Source organism: Paraburkholderia fungorum (genome assembly GCF_902833645.1).
Lineage (GTDB): Bacteria > Pseudomonadota > Gammaproteobacteria > Burkholderiales > Burkholderiaceae > Paraburkholderia > Paraburkholderia fungorum.
This window is the reverse complement of sequence record NZ_CADFGE010000010.1, coordinates 176843-202093: the sequence shown is the minus strand read 5'-3', so window position 1 is coordinate 202093 and position 25251 is coordinate 176843. Positions and strand designations below refer to the sequence as shown.

General features: G+C 62.9%; 18 protein-coding genes. 9 read left to right on the top strand and 9 right to left on the bottom strand.

The window, feature by feature from the left end; all coding sequences use genetic code 11:
* Positions 1 to 122: 122 nt before the first annotated feature.
* On the top strand, positions 123 to 1031 hold the full coding sequence (locus HWX91_RS27920; RefSeq protein WP_102857396.1) for a LysR family transcriptional regulator: 909 nt from the start codon (positions 123 to 125) through the stop codon (positions 1029 to 1031).
* Positions 1032 to 1288: 257 nt separating this feature from the next.
* Positions 1289 to 2083, top strand: coding sequence for an ABC transporter substrate-binding protein (locus HWX91_RS27915; protein ID WP_046565831.1), 795 nt, complete (start codon positions 1289 to 1291; stop codon positions 2081 to 2083).
* Positions 2084 to 2195: 112 nt separating this feature from the next.
* Here the strand turns inward: HWX91_RS27915 and HWX91_RS27910 are convergent, their stop codons facing one another.
* On the bottom strand, positions 2196 to 2954 hold the full coding sequence (locus HWX91_RS27910) for an acetoacetate decarboxylase (RefSeq protein ID WP_030102592.1): 759 nt from the start codon (positions 2952 to 2954) through the stop codon (positions 2196 to 2198).
* A 298-nt stretch (positions 2955 to 3252) separates the two neighbouring features.
* Here HWX91_RS27910 and HWX91_RS27905 point away from each other — a divergent pair, with 298 nt between their 5' ends.
* Positions 3253 to 4629, top strand: coding sequence for an EAL and HDOD domain-containing protein (locus HWX91_RS27905; protein WP_102857397.1), 1377 nt, complete (start codon positions 3253 to 3255; stop codon positions 4627 to 4629).
* 129 nt (positions 4630 to 4758) lie between these two features.
* On the opposite strand, the gene HWX91_RS27900 is transcribed toward HWX91_RS27905, so the two are convergent.
* The gene (locus tag HWX91_RS27900) at positions 4759 to 6216 is read right to left on the bottom strand and encodes an HDOD domain-containing protein (protein ID WP_030102594.1); all 1458 of its coding nucleotides are present in this window, start codon (positions 6214 to 6216) and stop codon (positions 4759 to 4761) included.
* 91 nt (positions 6217 to 6307) lie between these two features.
* A complete protein-coding gene (locus HWX91_RS27895; RefSeq protein WP_102857398.1) occupies positions 6308 to 8122 on the bottom strand; it encodes a putative bifunctional diguanylate cyclase/phosphodiesterase in 1815 nt (604 codons plus the stop codon).
* 297 nt (positions 8123 to 8419) lie between these two features.
* Between HWX91_RS27895 and HWX91_RS27890 the strand changes: the two genes are divergently transcribed.
* The 3 genes from HWX91_RS27890 to HWX91_RS27880 all read left to right on the top strand — a co-directional run bounded on the left by HWX91_RS27890 (position 8420) and on the right by HWX91_RS27880 (position 11066).
* Positions 8420 to 9754 (top strand): EAL and HDOD domain-containing protein, encoded by a 1335-nt coding sequence (locus tag HWX91_RS27890; protein ID WP_046565824.1) that lies wholly within the window; start codon positions 8420 to 8422, stop codon positions 9752 to 9754.
* A 146-nt stretch (positions 9755 to 9900) separates the two neighbouring features.
* Positions 9901 to 10464 carry a peroxiredoxin gene (locus HWX91_RS27885; RefSeq protein WP_046565823.1) on the top strand — a complete coding sequence of 188 codons (564 nt, stop codon included), beginning with the start codon at positions 9901 to 9903 and terminating at the stop codon, positions 10462 to 10464.
* Positions 10465 to 10601: 137 nt separating this feature from the next.
* Positions 10602 to 11066, top strand: coding sequence for a hypothetical protein (locus HWX91_RS27880; RefSeq protein WP_102857487.1), 465 nt, complete (start codon positions 10602 to 10604; stop codon positions 11064 to 11066).
* A gap of 953 nt (positions 11067 to 12019) precedes the next feature.
* On the opposite strand, the gene HWX91_RS27875 is transcribed toward HWX91_RS27880, so the two are convergent.
* The 6 genes from HWX91_RS27875 to HWX91_RS27850 all read right to left on the bottom strand — a co-directional run bounded on the left by HWX91_RS27875 (position 12020) and on the right by HWX91_RS27850 (position 23070).
* Positions 12020 to 15331 (bottom strand): efflux RND transporter permease subunit, encoded by a 3312-nt coding sequence (locus HWX91_RS27875; RefSeq protein ID WP_102857399.1) that lies wholly within the window; start codon positions 15329 to 15331, stop codon positions 12020 to 12022.
* Between the two features lie 3 nt (positions 15332 to 15334).
* Positions 15335 to 18457 carry an MdtB/MuxB family multidrug efflux RND transporter permease subunit gene (locus HWX91_RS27870; RefSeq protein WP_102857400.1) on the bottom strand — a complete coding sequence of 1041 codons (3123 nt, stop codon included), beginning with the start codon at positions 18455 to 18457 and terminating at the stop codon, positions 15335 to 15337.
* Positions 18458 to 18475: 18 nt separating this feature from the next.
* Positions 18476 to 19885 carry an MdtA/MuxA family multidrug efflux RND transporter periplasmic adaptor subunit gene (locus HWX91_RS27865; protein ID WP_082094258.1) on the bottom strand — a complete coding sequence of 470 codons (1410 nt, stop codon included), beginning with the start codon at positions 19883 to 19885 and terminating at the stop codon, positions 18476 to 18478.
* Between the two features lie 375 nt (positions 19886 to 20260).
* Entirely contained in the window at positions 20261 to 21109 is an 849-nt protein-coding gene (locus HWX91_RS27860) for an IclR family transcriptional regulator (RefSeq protein WP_102857401.1), read from the bottom strand.
* A 495-nt stretch (positions 21110 to 21604) separates the two neighbouring features.
* Entirely contained in the window at positions 21605 to 22258 is a 654-nt protein-coding gene (locus HWX91_RS27855) for a BON domain-containing protein (RefSeq protein ID WP_102857402.1), read from the bottom strand.
* A gap of 245 nt (positions 22259 to 22503) precedes the next feature.
* Positions 22504 to 23070: a phosphate-starvation-inducible PsiE family protein gene (locus tag HWX91_RS27850; protein ID WP_028200681.1), complete on the bottom strand. Its 567-nt coding sequence runs from the start codon at positions 23068 to 23070 to the stop codon at positions 22504 to 22506.
* 473 nt (positions 23071 to 23543) lie between these two features.
* Between HWX91_RS27850 and HWX91_RS27845 the strand changes: the two genes are divergently transcribed.
* The 3 genes from HWX91_RS27845 to HWX91_RS27840 are packed head-to-tail and all read left to right on the top strand — an operon-like array spanning position 23544 to position 25209.
* Positions 23544 to 23786, top strand: coding sequence for a hypothetical protein (locus HWX91_RS27845; RefSeq protein WP_030102603.1), 243 nt, complete (start codon positions 23544 to 23546; stop codon positions 23784 to 23786).
* Positions 23787 to 23813: 27 nt separating this feature from the next.
* Positions 23814 to 23966 (top strand): DUF6566 family protein, encoded by a 153-nt coding sequence (locus HWX91_RS41250; protein ID WP_341809983.1) that lies wholly within the window; start codon positions 23814 to 23816, stop codon positions 23964 to 23966.
* Between the two features lie 7 nt (positions 23967 to 23973).
* Entirely contained in the window at positions 23974 to 25209 is a 1236-nt protein-coding gene (locus HWX91_RS27840) for an NAD(P)/FAD-dependent oxidoreductase (protein WP_102857488.1), read from the top strand.
* Positions 25210 to 25251: the final 42 nt, after the last annotated feature.

The following is a 25251-nucleotide window of genomic DNA, read 5'->3' as shown; positions in this document are numbered from 1 at the left end:
TCACCGCTAAAAACGAGAGTGAAGTGCCGGCAGGCGCCGGTGGCAAGGCTCGTCGGCCGACAAGTCGATGTGGTAAAAGTAGCGCGGATCGCATTCAGAATAAACAGGCGGCTTGCCAAACCATGCGTGCAAAAACGCAATACGAACTGACCTCGGCAGATACCCAGACCATCCTTGCCCTGGTGCGCGCCGGCACGCTGGCGGAAGCCGCGCTGCGTCTGGGCATCGATGCGTCGACGATTTTTCGCTCCGTGCAACGGATTGAACGCGGACTGGGTCAGCGTTTGTTCGAGCGTTCGCGCAGCGGCTATCGCGCGACACCGCTTGGCGCGCAACTGGCGCGCCATGCCGAACGCATCGAAAGCGAACTGGCGGCGGCGCGCTCGACCGTGCAGGCGAGCAGCGACCGCGTGTCCGGCAGTGTTCACGTCACGACTACCGACACCGTGCTCTATGGCCTCGTGCTGCCCGCATTGCTCGATTTCGCGGCACTGCATCCGGCGTTGTCATTCGAGTTGACGGCCACCAACAGTCTCGCGAGCCTGACCAAACGCGACGCGGACATTGCCGTGCGCGCCACCCGGCGCGCACCGGATCATCTGGTGGGCAAACATGTCGGCCCGCTGCGTATCGCGGTGTTCGCCGCGAAGGCGAGCGGCATTCACGCAAGCGACGCCGATGCGCTGTCGCGCTGCGACTGGGTGACCCCCGACGGCTCGCTCGGCGATCATCCATCGATCCTGTGGCGCAAGCGTCATTGCCCCGCGGTCGAACCGCGTTACAAGACCAATAGCGTGATGGCGGTGTTCGAGATGGTGGTGCGCGGCTTTGGCGTCGGCATCTTCCCGACCTTTCTCGCCCGCGACCGGGACGATCTCGTACAACTGACGCCGCCGCTCGACGAAGCCGAATCGCAGGTCTGGGTGCTCGCGCATCCTGAATCGCGTCATCTGCCGCATGTCGCGGCGGTCTACACGCATCTTTCGCGGCGGCTCGAAGACGATTTCGTTGCCGGCGACGGGGCGCGCTGAGCGCGTGCGCAAGGGTATTTTTTTGCCTGAACGCGACACGTAATTGCGCCTTTACGCGCGGCATGACGCTTCCGTCAAACGAGGCGCGGGCCCAAGCGCCTGCCAGGCGTGCATTGGGAAGCCTGTACAATCCCGCCCGCGCGGCTGTTGCGCTGCACCACAGCGGCCGCTGGAGTTTGAATCGTATTTTTGGCGCGGCAATCATGCTGGCCCGGATTCGGCTTCGTCTTATTCAATACCGTAGAGGAACACCCGTAATGAAGATCAATTGGCGAAACATGGCCGCGCTCGCGCTGTTCGCGACGGCAACGGTAACGGCAGGCGTCGCATCCGCGGCGGATATCAAGGAAGTGCGCTTCGGTGTCGAGGCGTCGTATGCGCCGTTCGAATCGAAGTCGCCGTCGGGCGAGTTGCAAGGTTTCGATATCGACGTCGGCAATGCTGTCTGCGCAAAGCTGAAGGCGAAATGCGTATGGGTCGAGAATTCGTTTGACGGCCTGATTCCGGCACTGGAAGCGCGCAAGTTCAACGCGATCAACTCGGACATGACGATCACGGAACAGCGCCGTCAGGCCATCGATTTCACCGATCCGATCTACACGATCCCGAATCAGATGATCGCGAAGAAGGGCAGCGGTCTGCTGCCTACGCCGGCCTCGCTCAAGGGCAAGCACGTCGGCGTACTGCAAGGCACGATTCAGGAAGCCTACGCGAAGGCGCGCTGGGCGCCGGCGGGTGTCGACGTCGTGCCGTATCAGACGCAGGATCAGATTTACGCCGACCTCGCATCGGGTCGTCTGGACGCCGCGTTCCAGGACGCGGAAGCGGCCTCGAAGGGCTTCCTGAAGAAGCCGCAAGGCGCGGGCTTCGAATTCGCCGGCCCGCCCGTCACCGATGAGAAGCTGCTCGGCGCGGGTGTGGGCTTCGGCATCCGCAAGGGCGACAAGGCGTTGAAGGACGCGTTGAACCAGGCGCTCAAGGAACTGAAGGCCGACGGCACGATCGACCGCTTCGCCGCCAAGTACTTCGATGTGAAGGTGGTGTTGAAGTAAAGCGTGTGAATCGAGCGAACTGAGTGAATAAGATGCACACATGAGATGCAAACGGCCGCTGATGCGGCCGTTTGCATCTGGAGCGCCACGTATGCGGTGGCGCCGCAGCCGGTCAGCGAAGGTTAGCCTTCGGCTGATCGAGATAATCGAACGCGACCTCACCGAGTCCGAGCGTCAGATCGGCCAGAAGATGCCGGGCCTCGACGATTTCGAGGACAGGCAATTCGGCGACCGGCGCCAGCGCATGCGGCGCCAGTTCGAGCGACGCGGGACCCGTCCATGCACCCTTCAGGGTGATGTCCTGCAGGTAGTAGCGCACCAGCTCGCAAATACGCGGTGTGCCGTCGACGTGCGGAATCACCTTCAGCAGGAAGTTCGGCGCTTCGAGGCGTTTCTGTTGTTGCGCGAGATCCAGTTGCCGATGCTTGTAGCCCATTGTGCCGGTGGCAATGCGCACCGGGCCGTAATCGAGCGTGCCGACGAGTGTGTCGGTGTGCACTTCGAGCACCGGCGAGGCTAGTTTCTTCGGAAACCCCCACAGTTCGCGGCCACCGGCGATCGGCGGGTGGTCGTCCAGATACATGGCCAGCGTGTAGCTGCCCGCCACCCCGTTGTACGACACCGGGATCACCTGACCGCTTTCCGTGTAGTCGCCAAAACCGGTCGAATCCGGCATGCGAATGAATTCGTAATGCACCAGCGGCTCGCCGATCTCGAGCGGTTCGGGCACCACGGCGCGCAGTTTGTCCGGATCGGTACGGTAGGTAATGATCAGGAATTCCCGGTCGATGAAACGATATGGCCCCATCGGAAATGCCGGGCTCGTGATCGGCATCGCGAAGGCATTTGACAGCACGCTTTTGACGTCCATGATTTTCCTTGGTGGTTAGAGGCGGGACTGCGGCAAAGTGGTGCACGTGATCGAACGCTTTTGCACTGCACAAGAGTATCGTCGATTCTGCCCCGGCCTTCAGCGAGACGGGCGCTCAATGACTTCCAATTATTTCGAGATATTGCGGCGTTGACATGTCCGCGCGCGATGGCCTGCGCTAAAATCGCCGGGCGTACCGCGTACCCAAAGGGCTTCAGGTTGTGGATGTGCGCAATGGGTGCAGCGAAAACCAAAATACAGCAGTAAGCGCCGGGGCGGCGCTTTGCGGGGGAGCAGAATGACCAGCATCGCAATCGAGAATCCGAGGCAGGCGAGGGCTTCGGACGATGCGCAATTGAACGCCAGCTTCGCGCGGCAGCCGATTCTGAATCGTGACGGCATGCTGTGCGGCTATGAAATCAAGGTGCGCGCACCGGATCTGCCCGCGGCCGACGAACCCGACGCGGCGGCGGCCCATGGCGCCGATCCGGCCGCGGCCGCCGATGGCTTGCCAGGCCGCGCGCCCGAGCCGGCGCAACGCGTGGCGCGCGCCGTACTGCGCGGTCTGCTGCACAGCAATGTGCGTAGTGCGCTCACCGGGCATCCAGCTTACGTGGATGTAAGCCGCGAGATGCTGTTCGACGATTCGATTCTGCACCTGCCCGCTGAGCGCTTCATGTTTGAATTGTCGCCGTCCATGCACGTCGACGATGAACTGATTGCGCGCATTGTCCAGTTGCACGGCCGGCGCTATCGCTTCGTACTCGACGAAGTGATGCAGCCCGATGAAACATTTGCCAAACTGCTGCCCTACGCGGAAGTCGTGAAGATCGATTTCACGCACGCGTCGCCGGCACTGTTGCCCAAATTGACGAGCGTGCTCAAATCGGCGGGCAAGTTGCTGATCGCGCAGGGCCTCGATTTGCAAGCCGATTTTGAAGCCGCGCACGGTATGGGTTTCGACCGTTTTCAGGGCTACTTCTTCGCGCGGGCTCAGACTTCGACAACGCGGCGTGTCAGTGCACCGCGCCATGCCTTGCTGAATTTGCTGCAGCTCCTGTCGGGCGACCCGACCGTCGCGCAACTCGAAGCCGAACTCAAGTTGAACCCGGTGCTGGTCATGCATCTGATGAAGCTGGCGAATTCGAGCGGACTGGCAGTTGGCCACAAGGTCACGACACTGCGCGAAGCGATCAACGCAACCGGCACGAACCGGATCGCGCGCTGGACCCAGTTGCTGTTGTATGCGGACGGCCGCAAGGTGGCGTTGGAAGACGATCCTCTGCTGCAACTCGCGGCAACCCGTGCGCGGTTCATGGAGCTGGCGATCGAGCGCTTGCCCGAAGCCGGGCGCGACGAAGCCGATGCGGCGTTTCTGACCGGCGTGTTTTCGTTTGTCGATGCGGTGTTCGGCGGTTCGCTCGAAAGCACGCTGAATGTGTTGACGCTGTCGCGGCCGATCCAGGCGGGCATTCTGCATCGGCAGGGCGTGCTGGGCTTGTTGCTGAGCGCGGTCGAAGCGCTCGAGCGCGGCGCGTGGGACGAGCTCGAAGCCTTGAGCGCGCGTTTGCAACCGTTGACGGTGGAAGAGATCGCGGTGCTTGGTCTCGCGTCCGGAGCCTGGGCCGGCGTCGGGGATCACAGCGCCGACGGTCTGGAGCGGATCGAGGATTGAAGATTGAGTTCAGAGACTGGCATGCTGCGCATGCCGGCCTTTACACTTCCCACATCTGAGCGTCGCGACGTAGGGCAAATACAAAACCGGTGAGAGTGAAGCACCGTGATCAACGATCACGCCACGTCTTCACATCGTCTCCATTTCCTGCATCTGCCCCAGGCCGAAAAAACGTCCTAACTCCCTCGCCAGCTCATTCAACGCGCTCATTTCCTTCTGCGATATTCGTCGAGGCTCGTGAGCATGCGACCAGTCGCCGTAAAGCAGCGCCACTGTCTGATCGGTTTCGTCGACTACCGGCAAGAGTACGAAGGCGCGGGCATCGTCGAACGAACGTCGGAACCATTCGGGTAAGCGCGCCACCATCTTCGGGTCGCGCGCGTTCTCGATGAAGATGCCCACCGAGTTGGCGATCGCCAGATGAAACACGTCGGGCTCGAACGCGGTATTGAACGACAGCTTCGGCATCGCCGCGTCGATCTTCGGACCGAGCCCGAGGCGCGCCTTGAACGTACCGTTGCTGTGTTTGACGAACACGACAGTGCGCGCAAAACCGAGCGCCGCCAGCACGGTTTCCGCGGCCAGGGCCAGCGCCGGCGCGAGCGGGCTGCTGTCGGGCAGGCCGCGCAGATCGCCCACACCCGCCGCGATGCGCGCTTGCGGATCGAGCGCCTCGCGCGCGATCGCGTCCGCATTGGCGCGCAACTCCACGATCTCGCGCATCACGCCGTCGCCGCCTTCTTCGCGGGCGAGCGCGACGCTCATCTGATGCAGCACGTCCGGATCGGTATTCAGTGCGTAGCTGTATTGCCGCGCCAGTTCGGCGATGCGTTCTTCGCGCTCCCAGTCCGGCATGTTCTGCTGGGTCAGCACGTCGGCGACCGCCGTCGAATAGTTGGTGATGGCGCGCAGCCACTGCACCTGGCGCGGCTGTTCGACATCCAGCGGGTCGAACTCGCCCATGCCGGAGCGGATCATGTCGGGCAGGCGCCAGCGCACCGCGGCTTCGGCGCCGATTTCCTCGAACGTGACGCCGAGCACCAGCACGCAGGCATCGGCTTCGAGTGCGCCGTCGTCGATATGGCGGCGGATCTGATCCCACTCCGCGTCGAGATAGAACACCACCAGCAGCTTGCCGATCTGGCGCATCAGCGTGCAGACCACGGCTTCCTCGCCGGCGCGCAGATCGCCGCGCTCGGTCAGCTTGCGCGCGACGCAGCCCGACAGCAGCGTGCGGTTCAATTCGAGTTTCGCGTCGATGCGGCGTGGCGCGCTGTGATGAAAGTGATCGACGATTTTCAGGCCGACCACCAGATGGCCGACCGCGTCCATGCCGAGCACCATCAGGGCGCGCGACACGGTGGTGATGTTGCCGCCGAACGCCATGTACATGGCCGAGTTGGCGAGCCGCAGCACTTTTTGCGTCAGGGCGAAGTCCGACAAGACGACCTGCACGAGGCCGGTGAAGTCGAGGTCGTCGTTGTTCATCGCCGCCATGGTGGTGCGCAACGACTGCGACAGCATGGGGAAATCGCCGCGCTCGCTCATTCGCGTCCAGAGCCGGTCGAGCACCGCCGCCTTTACCATGTGAGTCCCGCAAAAGCCATACATGTTCCAAAGAATGCCACGCCGGCATCAGGCCGGCATCTTGCGCTGCACACGCGTGCTGTCTGCATCGCTATGCGGTGTGCAGGTGCAGCGTGCGCGTTTCGAATCGCTGCGCGAGCTCGTCGGACGGCAACGCCTTGCACACGAGCCACCCCTGTATGTGGTCGCAACCCATCTCGGTGAGCAGCGCGCGCTGGGCTTCCGTTTCGACGCCCTCGGCGACCAGTTCGAGATCGAGTGTCTGTGCGAGTCCGACGACCGCGCTAACGATTGCCTGATCGTTCCGGGAGGTTAGCAGATTCTCGACAAAACTCCTGTCGATCTTGAGTTTGGCCAAGGGGAATCGTTGCAGGTAAGCCAGACTCGAATAGCCGGTACCGAAGTCGTCGACTGCAAAGCGGATGCCCATCGCCGTCAATTCTTCGAGCAAACCCTTGGCGTGAGCAGGGTCATGCATCAGCAGGCTTTCGGTGATCTCGAACACGAGCCGGCGCGGATCGATGCCCGTCAGCTCGATCGCTTCGCGCACGGCGTCTTTGAAGCGTGGATCGCGGAACTGTTGCGGCGACACGTTGACGGCCACGTATTGCAAGCTGATGCCGCGTGCATCCCACTGGATCAACTGCATGCAGGCGACCTTCAATACCCAGTTGCCGAGAAAGTTGATCAGGCCGATCGACTCCGCGAGCGGGATGAACATCGACGGCGGCACCAGGCCGTGCACGGGGTGCAGCCAGCGGATCAGCGCTTCGACGCCGACCACGCCATGCGTGCGGCTGCTCGTGATCGGCTGGAAATGCAGCGAGAACTCGCCGTTGCGCACGCCGTCGTAAAGGTCGGCTTCCAGCTTCAGGCGCTCCGCGTCGGCGGGATTGTCGTCCGGTACGTAGAAGGCAAGCGTGTTGCCGCCGGCGGCCTTGGCCTGCAGCAGCGCATGGTCGGCCCAGCGCAGCAGGTGCGTGTCGTGCGCGGCGGTGTCGTTGGCGTGCCGCACGTCGGGGTAGAGTGCAATGCCGATGCTCGCCGACAGATGCACCTGCTGACCGCTAAAGACATACGGCTGCTGGATCGCGGTCAACAGGCGGCGCGCCAGCGCTTCGGCCGCGGCGGCCGCGTCCGTGCGGCTCGCGGCCGGCTTCACGAGGATCGCGAACTCGTCGCTGGCCACTCGCGCCACCGTCTCGTTCGGGTTCGTCATATTCAATAGGCGCCGCGCGGTATCGCGCAGCATCTCGTCGCCGGCATCGTAGCCGAGCGCGCGGTTCACGCGCTGATAGTCGTCGAGGTCGAGCAGCAGCAGGGCGGCCGGTGTGCCGTGGGCGTCGGCCTGCTGTTGCGCGTCGAGCAGCGCGGGGATCAGCGCCGACTGATTGGCCAGGTTGGTCAGGCGGTCCAGGTGCAATGCCTGGGTCAGGCGCTCCTCGGTGGCGCGCCAGGCGGACACGTCGAAACCGGCGATCGCGTAGCCGTCGATGCCGTCGTGGTTGCTGCGCACCACCCGCAGCTCGACCGTGATCGGATAGGTCAGCGACTTGATCAGGCCGAGCGTGGTTTTCTCGACGTTCCCCGTGGCCGTGGCGCGCGTCAGCAGCGCGTCGAGGCGCGCCACGTCGGCGGGCGCCACGAGATCGTGCAGCGTGATGGTCTCGAGGTATTCCCGGTGATAGCCGATGAAGCGCAGGCTGGCGTCGGAAACGTAGAGGAAGCGCAGTTCTTCGTCGATGTGCGCCAGCAGGTCGACGGCGCCGACCACCTGTTCCAGTTGCGCCGTGCGGCTTGCGCGTGGCTCCGGCTTGCCGTAGGCGCGTCGGCCGAGCGCGCGAAACCGGTCGATGACCGTTCGCAAGGAGCCCCGGCGGGGCGCGGTGATCCTGTTCGCTTCCATGTTTGTCGCTGGCAACCTGTGTTCGTCTGCAGGCGGTGCGGCTCGCCGCCCACCGTGTCCGGGCGGTCAAGAGGTATCAGGCCGCCCCATCAGAACAAGATAACGACCCGCGGCGGGAAATCTTTAGCGCTCGCTACAAAAAACAAACGGTAAGGAAGCGGCGGCGCGGGCGCCGTCGTGGCGGCAGCGATTCGGTTAAAGTGCAACGGCTTGGCGTCCGTTAATACGGCAAACCCGTTGTGCAGTGCCGGCTGAGACGTCGCTGCGTAGCTTTCCGAATACTTGCACCGATGAGCCATGTCTGAACGTCACTTTGCCGGGGCCATGCCCCGGCACGTCGAGGTGCTTGAGCAGGGTGCCGAAGACGCCGACCCGGCGTCCGCCGCACAGTTTGTTTATCTGGGCCGCCAGCCGATTCTCGATCGCGATGGCGCGCTCAACGCTTATGAATTGCTGTTTCGAGCCAGCGCGCATAACTATGCCGAGGTCAGCGACGACGCTCAGGCAACCGCGCAGGTGGTAGCGCGCGCGATCGGCGGGATTGGCGTGGCGGCCGTGCTGGGCCAGCACCGCGGCTTCGTCAACATCGACCGCGCGCTGCTCTTTAACGACATTGTCCATTTGATGCCGCCCGAGCGCTTTGTGCTCGAGATCCTGGAAACCGTCCAGTTCGATGCGCAGCTCGGGCGCCGGCTGACCGAATTGCGCCGCGCGGGCTTCCAGGTGGCGCTCGACGATGTCTGCGAGCTGTCCGACGAGCTGCTGGCCGCGCTGCCGTACGCCGACATCGTCAAGATCGATTTTCTACAGGCCGAGCGGTCCGTGCTGGCCCGGCTGGCCTCGACGATACGCAGCCATGGCAAGACACTGATCGCGGAAAAGGTCGAGACGCGCGAAGACTTTGCGCTGGCTCGAGAGCTTGGCTTCGATCTGTTCCAGGGGTACTTTTTCGCCCGGCCGCAGGTGCTGAGCGCGCCGCGCAACCGCTCGCCGCGGCCAGGCCTGCTGCGTTTGCTGGCGCTGCTGTCGCGCGATGCCGGGATTCTCGAACTCGAAGCCGAGCTCAAGCTGAACCCGAGCGTGGTAGTGCAGTTGCTGCGCCTCGTCAATTCGAGCGCGTTCGGGCTGGGGCGCAATATTGCCTCGCTGCGCGAAGCCATCCTTGCGACCGGCACGCGGCAGATTGCCCGCTGGGCGCAACTGCTGCTGTACGCGGACAGCGGCGAGCTGCCGTGGCGCGCCGACCCGCTGGTGCAACTGGCCGGTACGCGTTCGCGCCTGATGGAGTTGGCCGCCGGCTGGCTGCGCCCGGGCGATGACGAGTTTGCCGATGCCGCTTTCATGACCGGCATTTTTTCGCTGGTTCACGTGGTGGTCGGTAGCACGCCCGCGGCGGTTCTCGAGAAACTCGGCCTCGCGCCGCAGATTCGCGAAGCGATCGTCACGCGCGGCGGCGCGCTGGGCACCTTGTTGCGGATTGCCGAGACGGCCGGCGAGGGGGGCGATGCCGCCTCGATCGCGGCCGGACCGGATGCGCCGCCAGGTTTCGCGGCGCTCACGCCCGAGGTGCTGGCCGAGCTGAACCTGTCCGCTGCGGCGTGGTTCGGCGCGCATATTGACGAAGCGGCCTGATGCATCCTTTTCGGGGATTCTGACGTACCTAGTGTGTACGTGGTCCAATAGCGTGTGAAGATTGCTGGGTCTGGCCAAACGCCTCGGCCTCCGGCAGATGATGTCGGCCACGCGCCCATGTGCACTAACATTTCGAGGGATCGCAGATGAAGAGGAAGCTCATACCGACGGTGTTTGCCGCCGTCCTGTCCGTGGGATTCGCAGTGCATTCGCTGACGGCTTCGGCCACGCTCAAGCCGGGCGATACCGCGCCGCAATTTACCGCGCAGGCATCGCTCGGCGGCAACACTTACAGTTATTCGCTGGCTGACGAACTGAAGAAAGGGCCGGTGGTGCTGTATTTCTACCCGGCGGCTTTCACGAAAGGTTGCACGATCGAAGCGCACGAGTTTGCCGAGGCTGTCGACGAGTACAAGAAGTATGGCGCGACCGTGATCGGTGTGTCGCACGACAACATTGATACGTTGACGAAGTTTTCGGTGAGCGAATGCCGCAGCAAATTCCCGGTGGCGGCCGACGCCGATGCGAAGGTGATTGGCGCCTATGACGCCGGCATGCCGATGTTTAGCTCGATGGCTAATCGCGTGTCATACGTGATCGCACCGGATGGCAAGATCATTTACGAGTACACGAGCTTGTCGCCGGAGAAGCATGTCGAGAATACGCTGAAGGCGGTGAAGGACTGGGCGGCGGCGCATAAACAGCCTTGATGACCGGGCTGGGCCGGGTCGGGCGATGTTTGGGCTTGACTTGGCCTGGCTTGGCGGTGCGTTTTTCGCAATGGTTTCTTGCCTGAGGAGTTGAGGTGGGCTGTGCTAGGCTGATTTTTTTGCCTGGCGAGTTTGCGATGCCGATTCTTGTAGCGTTCATTGCGCTGATCGCGCTGGTGTATGGGGCTGTGCGTGCGTTTTATGCCTTGCAGGCGGCTTGGGGTTTGGCCGTGGCTGTTGCGGTTGCTGCTTTGGTTGCTTTGCTTCTGATTGCTGCGGTTGTTTACTGGTGGCGGCGTCGGAAGGAAGTCGCGCCGAATATTCGCGACGGCGATTGGACTCATGAGATTAAAGGGACCTGGGGGACGGTCCGGCTTGCTGCTGGGAAGCGGCTATGCGAGATTCGCCTTGGCGGCGAACAGGGGGCCTATATTTTTGCCGATCTGCTGGGGGCCGAGGTGCAGCGGCATGGTGCTCAGTGGCAGGTCGCTTTGACAGTTAAAGATGCCAGGCATCGGGTTTGGGTTTTGCCCATGCTGGGCGAGCGACAGGCTAAACAGTGGCGGCGGATTTTTTTGCTTGCTGTTGGGCAGGGGCTTTGAAATTAAGGGTTGGGTTTTTTGCCTGCCCGGCTGGGGGCCTTCTCGGCGCTTTTTTTGTTGGGCTGGCTCTTTGGCCTTTGCTTGCTTTGTTAGTGGTCCGTTCTGTTGTTGGTCTGTTGGCCTTTCCTTGCTTTGTTAGTGGTCTATTAGCGTTGCCCCTGTGCGGGGCGGCACCTACTTTTCTTTGCCTGCCGCAAAGAAAAGTAGGCAAAAGAAAGCGGCTCAAACCGCTAGTTCTTAAGCGGGTCCGCCGCACAGTAGCGGTAGTGGTGCATCTGGAATCTGTGGCCTCGCACATTCGGCGCTGGTGACAAGGGCGTCATACCTCCGGCGGCGCTGCGCGCGCCGATACCCGGTTCATAGAACCGCCCCCAGGTTTTTGCTCCCCCGATTTACTCAGTTCCTGACTCGTCGCTGCCTCACGGCTGCAAGCGCCACCGCGGCAGCGATCGCAAAGCAAGAGCAAAAGCGACGCACACCATTTCATTGAAGTGGGGTTGGCCAATCAGAGCGGGGGCATCTCGCCGAGGCGAAGCCGATGGCTCCCGCTGCGCGAATTAACCCCACTGGTTTCCCTGGCAGACCCGTCCGCGACGCACGCAGTGCGGAGTGGGAGCTGATGAGCGCCTTGTCGCTAACGCGGAGTGTGCGGGGGCACGGATTCCAGATGCACCACTACCGTGGCTGTGCGGGGGACCCGCTTATGAGCTGGCGGTGTGAGCCGCTTTCTTTTGCCTACTTTTCTTTGCGGCATGCAAAGAAAAGTAGGTGCCCCCCCGCACAGGGGGAACGCTAATAGACCGATAAGAAAACAAGGAAAGGCCAAAAGACCAACACCAGGCCAGACCACAAGAACACAGCAAGACAACGCCAAAGCCCAGATCAACAAAAAAAGCGCCGCGAAGGCCCCTCCCAGCCGGGCAGGCAAAACCCAAAACCCAAAACCAAAACCATTAACCCGCCGCCATCCCAGCGCGGCGCCCCTTCCTCTTCTCCCACCGCACTCGAATCCGATCCATATAGAGATACACCACCGGCGTGGTATAGAGCGTCAGCATCTGACTAACAATCAACCCACCCACAATCGCAATCCCCAACGGCGCTCGCAGTTCAGCCCCTTCCCCGTGCCCGAAGGCCAACGGCAACGCCCCAAGCAACGCGGCACAGGTCGTCATCATGATCGGCCGGAACCGCAGCAGACACGCCTGATAAATCGCATCCCGCGACGACAACCCCTGCCGGGAGGCCTCAATCGCAAAGTCCACCATCATGATGGCGTTTTTCTTCACGATGCCGATCAGCAAGATCACCCCGATCAACGCGATGATGCTGAACTCCGTCCTGAACAGCAACAAAGCCAGCAACGCCCCCACACCCGCAGAAGGCAGCGTCGACAAGATCGTCAACGGATGGATATAACTCTCGTACAACATCCCCAACACGATATACACCGCCGCCAACGCGGCCAGAATCAGAATCGGCTGGTCGGACATCGACTGCTGGAACGCCTGAGCCGTGCCCTGGAAACTGCCGTGAATCGTCCCCGGCATGCCGATCTGCGCCATGGTGTCGTAAATCGCCTGCGTCGCTGTCGATAAGGACACCCCCGGCGGCAGATTGAACGAAATCGTCGAGGCCACGAACTGGCTCTGGTGATTCACCGACAACGGCGTATTGCCCGGCCCAAAGCTCGCAATCGCCGACAACGGCACCATCGTTTCCTTTGCCGTCGAGACCGCCGCGCCCGACGAAGCGCTAGATTTCCCGCTCGCCGCAATCGAATTGATCGCCTGGTTGCGCGCGGAGTCGGCAGCAATGCTCGCCGCGCTCGATGCCGTCGTGCCCGCGGTGCCGCCAGTGGTCGCGCTCGTGGCGCTCGAGGTTGGCTGCGCAGTCACCGTGCCGGCCGGCGCATTGGTGGTCTGCGCGCCGCTCGCGCTGCCGCCCGAGGTGCTGATGTAAATCTGCTTCAGCATGTCCGGGCTCTGCCAGTACTTCGGCGCCACTTCCATCACCACGTGATACTGATTCAACGGGTTGTAGATCGTCGACACCTGGCGCTGGCCGAACGCGTCATACAAGGTGTTGTCGATCTGCGCCGGCTTGATGCCGAGGCGGGCTGCGGTGGCGCGGTCGATCGTCACCATCGCTTCGAGCCCGCCTTGCTGCTGATCGGAATTCACGTCCGCAAGTTCGGGGCGCGCCTGCAACGCCTCGGTGAGCTTCGGCCCCCACTTGTACAGATCAGGGGTGGAATCGGCCAGCAGCGTGAACTGATACTGCGCGTTCGACTGCCGGCCGCCCACGCGAATGTCCTGCACGGCCTGCAGAAAGGTCCGCGCACCGGCGACGTCGCCGAGCGGCGCGCGCAGTTGCTGAATCACCTGGTCGGCGGACAGCTTGCGCTCGCTCTTCGGCTTGAGCGACACGAACATGAAGCCGGAGTTGGTCTGCCGGCCGCCGGTGAAACCTGCCACGCTGTCCACCGCGGGATTCTTGCCGACAATCTCCATCATCTCCGAGAATTTGCCCTTCATCGCCTGGAACGACGTGCTCTGGTCAGCCTGGATGCCGCCGATCAGGCGCCCCGTGTCCTGCTGCGGAAAGAAGCCCTTCGGCACAATGATGTACAGCCAGATGTTCAGGCCGATAGTCGCAAGCAGAATCGTCACGATCAGGCGCGGATGCAGCAGCGCCCAGCCAAGCGTGCGCTCGTAACCACGCTGCATCGCGCTGAAACCGCGTTCGAGCCAGCGCCCGAAGCGGCCTTCTTCTTTCTTCTCGTGCGGCTCGCGCAGCAAGCGCGAACACATCATCGGCGTCAAGGTGAGCGAGACGATCAGCGACACGCCGATCGCCAGCGACAGCGTCAGCGCGAACTCGCGGAACAACCGCCCGACAATCCCGCCCATCAGCAGAATCGGCAGGAACACGGCCACCAGCGAGATACTGATCGACAGCACCGTGAAGCCGACTTCGCGCGCGCCGAGGAAAGCGGCCCTCATGCGCGGCACGCCGTTTTCTATATGCCGTGAGATGTTTTCGAGCACCACGATCGCGTCGTCGACCACGAAGCCGGTCGCGATCGTCAACGCCATCAGCGAGAGGTTGTCGATCGAGAAGCCCAGCAAATACATCGCACCGAACGTGCCGATGATCGAGATCGGCACGGCCACGCTCGGAATCAGCGTGGCGCGCCAGTTGCGCAGGAACAGAAACACCACCATCACCACCAGCGCCACCGCGATCATCAGCGTGCGTTCGGTGTCCTTCAGCGACGCGCGGATCGTCGTGGAGCGGTCGGCGGCGGGCGCAATGTCGACGTCGGCGGGCAAGGATGCATGCAACTGCGGCAGCATGCCCATCACTCGGTCGATCGTGTCGATTATGTTCGCGCCCGGCTGGCGGTACAGAATCACCAGCACCGAACGCTTGCCGTTGAAGAGGCCCAGGTTGCGCAGATCTTCGACCGAATCGACCACCTCGGCCACATCGGACAGTTTCACCGCTGCGCCGTTACGGTACGCGATGACCAGATCCTTATATTGCGAGGCCTTGCTCGCCTGGTCGTTGGTGTAAATCTGTACGCGGTTCGGGCCGAACTCGATCGAGCCTTTCGGGCTGTTCGCATTGGCGGCGGCGAGCGCCGCGCGCACATCTTCGAGGCCGATCCCGTAGTGCGACAGCGCATTCGGTTCCAGTTCGACACGCACCGCCGGATTGGCCGAGCCGCTCACGTCCACTTCGCCGACACCGTCCACCTGGGACAGCGATTGCTGCAACACGGTGGCCGCCGAATCGTACAACTGGCCGGCGGTCAACGTCTTCGACGTGAGCGCGAGAATCAGGATCGGCGCGTCGGCCGGATTCACCTTGTGATACGTCGGATTGCTGCGCAGGCTCGCCGGCAGATCGGCGCGCGCGGCGTTGATGGCCGCTTGCACGTCGCGCGCGGCGCCGTCGATATCGCGGTTCAGCCCGAACTGCAACGTAATGCGCGTCGAGCCGACCGAGCTCTGCGAAGTCATTTCGGTGACGTCGGCGATCGAGCCTAGATGCCGTTCAAGCGGACTGGCGACGCTGGTCGCCACGGTGTCCGGGCTCGCGCCCGGCAAGCTGGCCTGCACCGAAATGGTCGGGAAGTCGACCTGCGGCAGCGGCGCCACCGGCAGCCTGGTGAACGCAAAAATGCCGGCCATCGCAATGCCGATCGCCAACAGCGTGGTGGCGACCGGCCGGGAGATAAACGGACGCGACAGGTTCATCGCTCAGTTCCCCGCGTCGGTGGCGGGCGGCACCGGATTGCCGCGATTGAAGCGTTCGCGCACGCGGCGCGCGAGTGCGTCGAAGCCGAGATAGATCACCGGCGTGGTAAACAGCGTGAGCAACTGGCTGACGATCAGACCGCCGGCAATCGCGATACCGAGCGGGCGGCGCAGCTCCGAGCCCGCACCGGTGCCGAGCATCAGCGGCAGGGCGCCGAGCAGGGCGGCGAGCGTGGTCATCAGGATCGGCCGGAAGCGCAGCAGACAGGCCTGATAGATGGCGTCGCGCGGCGACTTGCCTTCCTCGCGCTCGGCGTAGAGCGCGAAGTCGATCATCATGATGGCGTTCTTCTTCACGATACCGATCAGCAGCACGATACCGATGATGCCGATGATGTCCAGATCGTGCCCGGTAATCAGCAGCGCGAGCAGCGCGCCGACGCCCGCCGAGGGCAGCGTCGAGAGAATCGTGATCGGGTGAATGAAGCTTTCGTACAGCACGCCGAGCACGATATACATCGTGACGATTGCCGCGAGGATCAGGAACAGTTCGTTCGACAGCGACGCCTGGAACGCCAGCGCCGCGCCCTGGAAGCGCGTCTGGAACGATGCCGGCAAGCCGATATCCTTCTCCGCCTGGCTAATCGCCTTGACCGCCGCGCCAAGCGAGGAGCCGGGCGCGAGGTTGAACGACACGGTCGTGGCCGGGAACTGGCTCAGGTGCGTGACCAGTAGCGGCGCGGGCTTCTCGATGAACTTCGCGATCGACGACAACGGCACCTGGCCGCCCGTCGAGGTGGAAGAGGGCAGGTAGATCGAATTCAGCGATTCCGTGTAGTGCTGCATCGAAGGCTGCGCTTCGAGAATCACGCGGTACTGGTTCGACTGCGTGAAGATGGTCGAGATGATGCGCTGGCCGAACGCGTCGTACAACGCGCTGTCCACGGTAGCGGGTGTGATGCCGTAACGCGACGCGGTGGCGCGGTCGATTTCGATGTAGACCGACTGGCCGTTGTCCTGGAGGTCGGTGGCTACGTCGGCCAGTTCGGGCGACTGCTTTAACCGGTCGATCAGCTTCGGCACCCACGTGGTGAATTCGCCGATGTTCGGATCGGTCAGCATGAACTGGTACTGCGTTGGGCTGACCGTGGAGTCGATCGTCAGATCCTGCACCGGCTGCATGTACAGCGAGGCGCCCGGAATATGCGCGACGTCCTGCTGCAACTGGCGGATCACCTCGCTAGCGGTGTTGCTGCGGTCGTCGCGCGGTTTCAGGTTGATCAGCATGCGGCCGCTGTTCAACGTGATGTTGCTGCCGTCCACACCGATAAACGAGGTGAGGCTTTCGACGTCCGGATTCTTCAGGATCTGCGTGGCGAGTTCCTGCTGGCGCTCGGCCATCGATGCATACGACACCGATTGGGGCGCCTGCGTGATCGCCTGGATCACGCCGGTGTCCTGCACCGGGAAGAAGCCCTTCGGAATGAATACGTACAGCACGCCGGTCAGCACCAGCGTGAGCAACGCGACAAACAGGGTGGAGCGTTGCCGGTTCAGCACCCAGGTCAGCGCGACCGCGTAGCGGGCGATCACCCAGTCGATAAACTGATGGGCCTTGGCTTCGAATCGGTGGCTTTCAGGTGGCGGCGTGTGGCGCAGGAGTTTCGCGCACATCATCGGCACGAGCGTGAGCGAGACCACGGCCGAAATCACGATCGTCACGGCGAGCGTAATCGCGAATTCGTGGAACAGACGCCCGACCACGTCGCCCATGAAGAGCAGCGGAATCAGCACGGCGATCAGCGAGACCGTCAGCGAAATAATCGTGAAGCCGATCTGTTTCGAGCCCTTGAGCGCGGCCTCCAGCGGCGACTCGCCTTCTTCGACATAGCGCGCGATGTTCTCGATCATCACGATGGCGTCGTCGACCACGAAGCCGGTTGCGATGGTCAGCGCCATCAGCGACAGGTTGTCCAGCGAGAAGCCGCACAGATACATCACGGCGAGCGTGCCGATCAGCGACAGCGGTACCGACAGGCTCGGGATGATGGTGGCGTAGATGTTGGCGAGGAACAGATACATCACCAGCACCACCAGCACGACCGACATCAGCAATTCGAACTGCACGTCGCGCACGGAAGCGCGGATCGTGGTGGTGCGGTCGGTAACGATCTGCACCTCGAGCGCGGTGGGCAGCGACTGTTGCAGTTGCGGCAGCAGCGCCTTGATGCTGTCGACCACCTGGATCACGTTCGCGCCCGGCTGGCGCTGCACGTTCAGGATGATCGCCGGGGTGTTGTCGACCCATGCGCCGAGCTTGGTGTTCTCCGCGCCCTGCACGATATTGGCGACGTCCGTCAGCATGACCGGGCGGCCGTTCTTGTAAGCGACCACGGCGCTCTTATAAGCGTCGGCGTCGGTGAGTTGATCGTTCGCGTTGATCGTGTAGTTGCGTGTCGGACCGTCGAAGTTGCCCTTCGGCGTGTTGACGTTCAGGTTTGAAATCGTGGTGCGCAAATCGTCCAGATTCAGACCGTACGCGGCGAGCGCGCGCGGGTTCGCCTGAATCCGCACGGCCGGGCGTTGACCGCCCGACAGGCTCACCAGGCCCACACCCGCCACCTGCGAGATTTTCTGCGCGAGACGCGTGTCGGCCAGGTCCTGCACCTGCGTGAGCGGCATCGTCTTCGAGGTGATCGCGAGCGTGATGATCGGCGCGTCGGCCGGATTGACCTTCGCGTAGATCGGCGGCGCGGGCAGGTCGGACGGCAGCAGGTTGCCCGCGGCATTGATCGCCGCCTGGACTTCCTGCTCGGCGATGTCGAGCGGCAGATCGAGGCTGAACTGCAGCGTGATGATCGACGAGCCGGCCGAGCTTTGCGAGGACATCTGATTCAACGACGGCATCTGCCCGAACTGCCGTTCGAGCGGCGCGGTGACCGACGAGGTCATCACGTCCGGGCTCGCGCCCGGATAGAAGGTCTGCACCTGGATCGTCGGATAGTCGACCTCGGGCAGCGCGGAGAGCGGCAAAAAGCGCAGCGCGACGAGACCGACCAGCATGATTGCCGCCATCAGCAGCGCGGTGCCGACGGGGCGCAGAATAAAGGCGCGGGATGGATTCATGCAGGAGTCGTCGTGCCTTTATTCCGAGGCTTGCGCCGCGTGTTTGCGATGATGCCCGCGTGCGCCGGAGGCGCCCGATGCCGCCGCGGCTCCGTTGGCGCCGCTGGCGCCGCGGGCACCCGACGCGCCGCGCGGCCGGTCGGCCGGGATGGTGATCTTCGCGCCTTCCTTCAGCCGGTCCGAGCCGTCGATCACGACGCGCTCGCCCACTTGCAGGCCGGATTTGATGCTGGTGCGCTCGCCGTCCACCGGTCCTATCTTGACCGGGCGCACGGTCACCGTGTTGTCCGGCTTCACGACGTACACGAACTGGCCCATCGAGCCGTTCAGCACGGCCGGCGTCGGCACGATCACTGCGTCCTTGATCGTATTCACCAGCAGACGGGTGTTCACGAACTGATTCGGGAACAACAGGTTCTTGTCGTTCGCGAAGATGGCGCGCAGCTTGACCGTGCCGGTGGTAGTGTCGATCTGGTTATCCAGGGTTTCGAGCTGACCGCCTTCAAGCGACGTCGTATTGCTGCGGTCGTACGCGGTGACCGAGAGCTTCGCGCCGTTCTGGGTCTGCTGCAGAATCTGCTGCAGGTTGTCTTCGGAAGTCGTGAAGATCACGCTGATCGGCTGCAACTGCGTAATGACGACGATGCCGTTGGTCAGGCTCGGCGTTACATAATTGCCCGGGTCGACCTGGCGCAAGCCGACGCGCCCCGACACCGGCGCGGTGATGCGCGCGTAGACGAGGTCGAGCTTATAGGTATCGACGTTCGCCTGGTCGGACTTCACCGTGCCTTCGTACTGCCGCACCAGCGAGGCTTGCGTATCGACCTGCTGGCTCGCGATGGAGTCTTGCGAGAGCAGCGTCTGATAGCGTTTTAGATCGAGGCGGGCGGTTTGCAGCAGCGCCTGGTCGCGCGCGAGGGTGCCTTGCGCGTTTTCCAGCGAGATCTGGTAGGGGCGCGGGTCGATCTGGGCGAGCACGTCGCCTTTCCTGACCATCTGGCCTTCCTTGAAATACACGTCCTGCAGCACGCCGCTCAACTGCGGCAGCACCGTGACGTTGGCGAGCGGCGTGACCGTGCCGAGCGCGGTCAGTACGACCGGCATCTCACCTTGTGTGGCGGTTGCCACGTGAACCGGCTGCGCCATGTTGGCGAAACCGGCGCCGCCGCGTCCCCCACGGGCACCGCTTGCACCCGCCGCGTTCGTGCCGCCGGGCGCGCCCCACGGATGCCAGCGCCACAACACGACCCCGAGGATAACCAGCGCCGCCACGATCAGCGCGATATTGCGGCCGCGATGACTTCTGGCTGAAGCCGGCAGCGGACCCGGAGCGCCAGCAGGCTTGCCGGTGGAGGACGGTTGGGAACCGGCTTGGGAGGCCGGAGCGGCAGGGCGTGTGGTTTCCGAAAACTTTTGTTGTTCGTCCATCGGTTCGGTCTGGTGACTGGCTTTGATGTGAGCCGCTCATGCGATTGCGCCGCCGCGACAGTTCGGCGGGCCGGCACGCAGGCGGCATGACAGGCGGTTTCGACAGCGGACGCGCCACAAATGTTCAGCGCGATGCTACCCGAGGCGCGGGACAGAGATGTTAACGCAAAGGGCCATCATGGCAGGTCGGCGGGACGTTATCGAAAGGGTGATAGCGGTAAGCCGGGCGTGCGCGCCCGCGACGGGAATGCGTGATCCTACGTTGCGGGCGCTGTAACAGTCCACCCGTCTATTTTTCGATTGATTACGAAAGTTACAGTACGCGGCGGGCGGTTGCAAATGCCGTGGCCGCCGCCGCGCGAGCACCGGCGTATCTCAATTATCCAGGCGGCGGCCGGGCGTGCCGCCGATCTCGAGAACGATCTTGCCGATGCACTCGATCAACGCCGGCGCCGCGCGCGAGATCAGCCAGTCGCGCGGGCATTGATCCGCCGAGCCACCGCAATTGACCGCATAGCGCTCGCCCGAGGGGCCGATGAATCCCAGGGCGATGGCGTTCAGACCGTCGTACCATTCGCCGGTGGCGATCGCGAAACCTTGCTCCGCGGTCTCCCGTAGGGCGGTGGTCAGACGGCTGCCGATATGGCCCCAGTCGTCGCCCTCGGCGGCCTGCAAGCCAATCAATAACTTTTCCCGCTCCGGTTCGGCGAGCGCCGACAAGTAGGCGCGGCCAACCGCGGTGCGCGCGAGGCTCATGCGCGAGCCGATTTCGAGACGCGATACCAGCACTGCCGAGCGCGGCCGGATTGCGTCGATCACTACCATGTCGAGCCGGTCGCGCACGGCCAGATGCACGGACAACGCGGTGCGTTCGGCGAGTTCGATGAGAAAGGGGCGCGCTCTTGCCCGGATGTCGAAGTTGCGCAGAAAGCCGTTGCTCAATTCCAGTACCGACGAGGTCAGGACGAAGCGCTCGCTATCGGGCAGGCGGAACAGAAACCCGGCGCTGACGAGCGTGGCGGTGATTCGCGAGACAGTGGGCTTCGGAATGCCGATTACCTCGGCCAGTTCGCGATTGCTGAGCGGCGCGTCGGCCGCGGCGACCGATCGCAGCACGGTCAGGCCGCGTGCCAGCGCCGTGACTTCGTCGCCCGAGCCGTCTTTGTCTTTGGCTGGGGCCGGGGTCTGGGCCGGGGCAGTTCGGGAAGGCGTGGGTCGGTTCATATCGTTTTTGTGGAACTATATTTCAGTTTTTTGTTCGACTTACCTGTCGGCAAGGCTGGCGAAAGGACCTGCTCGGAGCCCCAAAATGGGGCATGCACACCCATTTTTCATCAGAACATTCATTGTATCGGAATATTTTTCCGAGGCGCATGAAAGCTCTTTAGATTTTGCTTGACTTAGTCAGCATAACCATAAAAAATGGAATCTCATTTCGAAAGACGGTTTCAGGTTCTGCATTTTGAAGTTTTGAACCAGCCGTGGCTCGCGGAGTGTCTGGCCGAGTGCCTTAATAGCCCCCCGTAACAGTCCACGCAGTTGCCTGTCTCGAGCTTAGAGACCAGCGTCTTTAGTCGCGCGCCCGTCCAACTTTCGAATACCGTCTCTCAGGTTCTAGCACGGCCCTCGGAATGGCTAGAACTTTTCAAGGCGTCACGGAAACGTGACGCCTTTTTTTTTGCGCTACGGGCGGACACGAAAGTCTGCAGCCCCAGCCCGTCAGTAATCGACGGTGATCCGGTTGTCGACCTGCATCACACCGGGGGCAAGCCATGCCACCCGCTCGGCCTCCTCGCGCTCGGCCCATGAGCGGACCTTGCCGCGCAGGACGACCTTATTGCCTTCGGCCTCGACCGTGATGTGCTGTGCGTCGACCTCCGCGTTGCGCTTGAACGCGTCGTCGATCTTGCGCTTGAGGTCGTCGGGCTTGATCTTCGGCTTGACCTCGATCTCGTTCGCGAGGCCGGTTACGCCGCTCACCCGCAGCGCCGTGTCGGCGGCGCGGCGGCGCTGGTAGTCCCATTCGACTTCGCCCTTCAGCGTCACAAGTCCGTCCCTGACGATTGCCTTGATGTCGTCCGACGCATAAGGCAGCTCGGCCTTCAGTTGGGCAATGATCTCGCGCACGATCTCCGGATCGGGCCGCTTGTTGATCAGAGGCAAGCGCACCTCGATATCGTTTGCGACTCCCTTCACGCCGCGCACACGCGTCGCGTCCTCCTCGGCCTTTCGCCTTTGCCGGAAGCTGCGCGCGAAACCGGACAAGGTGACCGCGCCGTCCTTGACCGCAACTCCGATATCTGATGCATCGATGTCTGGATCCCACTTCAGTTCGTACTCCACATCGCGTTTGATGCCTTCGTCGGTTCTCATCGCTGCTCCTTGGCGGTTCGTTGACGGACTAACGCGAGCGGGCTATGCCTTGCACTGCACGCGTCCGTCCACGGTAGGGCACGCGGGGGAGGATTTTCTTCCCTGGGTCTGCGCGGTTTTTGCGCAATGCTACGATGCCTTCACATCTGAAAGCCGCGCAGCGGGGCGCAGAGATCCGACACGTTTTCGCCGTCCGCTACCCCGACGCGTACGCAGTCATGACGTGACGGGCATGGCGAGTCGGGTCACGTGTCGCGCTGCCCGCCTTCGCCGGGCCGTACCCCTTGCTGTCGCTGCGCCAGGGCCACGCGATCGCGCTCCGCTCGCACGGCGGCTGTCGCGTCGGCCGGGTCATCACGCTGCCGCATCAGCCAGTAGACGCTCCCTAGCGCCACCAGCGCAAACGCAAGCGCCGCGATCTGGGCGGGCGCACTAGCGGGATCGAGAATGATGAATTTGCGGGCAATAGCCAGCAGTGCAACCAGAAGCACCGTTTTGACCTGCACGATGTGATCGCGCCGCGCCATCACGCGCGTAATCGAATGTTTGAATTCCATAGCGATCAGCAGCGTCATGACCATGCCGAAGATGGTCTGATACACCGCGTGATCCAGCGGGTTCAGCGCGTCCGCAACCAGCAATGCAATCACCGCGCGGATCAATTGCCAGAGCGACACCAGGGTGATGACGGAAATCACGACGCTCAGCACATGCGCGACAAGCTGCTCGAATCGTTCATAAAAGGTGAGCATGTCCCACTGCAGACGCAACGCATCGAGGTCCTTGCGCAGCCAGCTTTTCTTCGTTTCCATGATTAGCTCCCGGGCGGCCGTTGCTGCGCCGCGTACGCACCGTGCGTGTGCATCGATTGCACATGCACCGTGCCCAGTTCATTCGACGGGCGCGTGACGCACATACGCTACGGCCCTACGCGTTTGCGCGGGTTCTTCGCGGCAAGTTGCCCGAAGCAGCAGTTCCATGCACTGTACCCCGACGAGCGCAATATGGAAGACGCCATTTGGGCAGCGCTGATCGGGGACAACGTCACTAACCGCTCGCACCCAGGCCCGCTCAGGATGCGCCGGCCGGTCACGGTCATCAATCGTTCATACGACCGATGCCTCGCGGCGCGCCCTCCCGTGATGCAGTCCGCGGAAGCGACCGATTGTCCAAACAAATCTGGATTAGCGACTAGACTTAAAGCATCGTTGGCGCATGCTTGCGCAAGAGGAACGCATGCGCCGTTCAGTCACGATCCGGACGAGCGACCGAGGGAGGCAGACCGATGCCGAAGACCGTTCGAAGCGCTGAGCAAATTCGCGATGAACTGCAGAACCGCATGGCGAAAATCGCCGCTGACACGCCGGGCGTTCTGCGCATGCGCATACCGCTGCCGGAGCGGCATCCGCCGGACGCATCCGGCCGCAACTGGAACATAGTGCCGCTCAATGACCCCGGCGCGGATTGCGCACATCATCTCCAGAAGGTGATCGAAGACATGCGTACCGAGTTCGTGCTTCCCGATTGACGCCTTGATACGAAACCGGAGCGGGTCATGCAAACGCACGTGTTTGAACATCGAGGCTACGAGATCGTGGTACAGCCTGCGCAGAACGCATACGGCCTGCCGCCGTTATCCTGGCGGGGCCGTCTGCTTGTGAAGCGCGAGAAACGAAAGACTGTTCTGAACCTCCTCAATGGCGGATAGCATATTCATGGTCAGGATCTATGGACGCATGCGCAGCGCGAATGGCTATGCGATACGCGACTTCCTGCATCGCTGCGACATACCGTTCGAATGGATCGAGCTGGGCAGCGATAAGGAAGCGAAGGAACTGGCGCACGTGCAGCATCTTTCCGATTCGCGCTTGCCGGTCTGCGTCTTCCACGACGGAACGCGGCTCGAATGTCCCACCGTCCGGCAAATCACAGAGAAGCTCGGCTGGTTTGCGAGTCCATCCCGTGAGGCCTACGATCTGGCGATTTACGGCGCTGGACCGGCAGGGCTGAGCGCGGCGGTGTATGGTGCGTCGGAGGGGCTGCACACCGTACTGGTGGAGCGTTTGGCTCTGGGCGGGCAGGCCGGCAGCAGTTCGAAAATCGAGAACTATCTGGGCTTTCCGCAGGGCGTGAGCGGTGCGGAGCTCGCTGAACGGGCGCGCGCCCAGGCAGTCAAGTTCGGTGCCGAAATCCTGCTGGCTCGCGCCGGCGTGCGCGCGGAATTTCTGCCCGGGCAGGGCATCGTGTATCTGGAAGACGGCACACGTATCACGGCGCGCACGTCTATCTGCGCGACCGGCGTCGCTTATCGCACGCTAGGCCTGGCAGATGAAGAGCGTTTTCTCGGCGCCGGCCTCTATTACGGCGCCGGTGCGAGCGAGGCCGCACTGATCCATGGCGAAGACGTCTATGTGGTGGGCGGCGGCAATTCGGCGGGACAGGCAGCCATGCATTTTTCGCAGTCCGCCAACCGCGTCTATATGCTGGTGCGTGACGCATCGCTTAAGAACACGTTGTCCCAATACCTGGTGGATCGCATCACGTCGGCGCCGAACATTGAAGTGCGCACGTGCACGGAAGTTACCGCGCTCGCAGGCAGTGACGTGTTGCAGGAGATCACGCTGACCGATCTGCGCACCGGCCGGCAACGCACAATAGGAACGAACTGGCTTTTCGTCTGCATTGGCGGTGTGCCGCAGACCGAATGGGCGCAGGAGGTTGGCATCGTGCGCGATGAAGGCGGCTATCTCGTGACCGGTCCCGACCTGCAGGATTATCGGGCGAACCTGAAGTGGCCGCTCGAACGCGCGCCGCTGCATCTGGAAACCTGTGTGCCTGGCGTATTCGCCGCGGGCGATGTGCGCCACGCGTCGATCAAACGCGTGGCGTCGGCGGTCGGCGAGGGTGCGATGGCTGTGGCGCTGGTGCATCGCTATCTGACTAGCGCTTGAGCGCAAGCGCAATCTTGATCCGCGCACGTCTGCGCGCACCTG